The organism is Mesorhizobium sp. M2E.F.Ca.ET.209.01.1.1, from assembly GCF_004010375.2.
Taxonomy (GTDB): Bacteria; Pseudomonadota; Alphaproteobacteria; order Rhizobiales; family Rhizobiaceae; genus Mesorhizobium.
Window position 1 is genome coordinate 1 of the sequence record NZ_SADP02000257.1, and the last position, 412, is coordinate 412.

Sequence of the window (412 nt, forward strand, 5' to 3'; positions counted from 1 at the left end):
TAGCGGCGCGCCTGGCGAGCGAGAGGGCAAGACCGAGGCATCCTTCCGGGCAGCCCGCCGCCGCGGATTTCTCGTACCAGCCATGCGCGGCATCGAGGTCGCGCAGGGCCTGGGGACCTTTGCTGAGGATGTAGCCGAGAATCGCCTGCCCGGTTGCCGACCCTGCTTCGGCCGCTTTTCCAGCGAAGTGGAGAGCCATCGCAAAGTCCGGGGCCTGTGGGGATTCCTTTTCGAACAGGCGCTGCGAACTCCTGCCTTGCGCGTCGTCTTCGTTCGCGGCGAGACCGGCCACGAAAAGCGCGGCGAGAAGGGCCTGTGCATCTGCACTGCCGTGATCAGCGGCCAGTCGCAGCCATCGCGCGCCCTCCGATCGGCTTGGCGGTACACCGGAACCTTCGAGGTAAGACCGGGC

2 pseudogenes are annotated in these 412 nt (G+C 67.0%); both read right to left on the bottom strand.

Annotation, left to right across the window (positions count from 1 at the left end):
• Window positions 1–199 (bottom strand): annotated as a pseudogene (locus EN852_RS42795) (hypothetical protein); the annotation flags it as partial.
• Window positions 200–337: 138 nt separating this feature from the next.
• Window positions 338–412, bottom strand: a pseudogene (locus EN852_RS42800) (hypothetical protein); the annotation flags it as partial.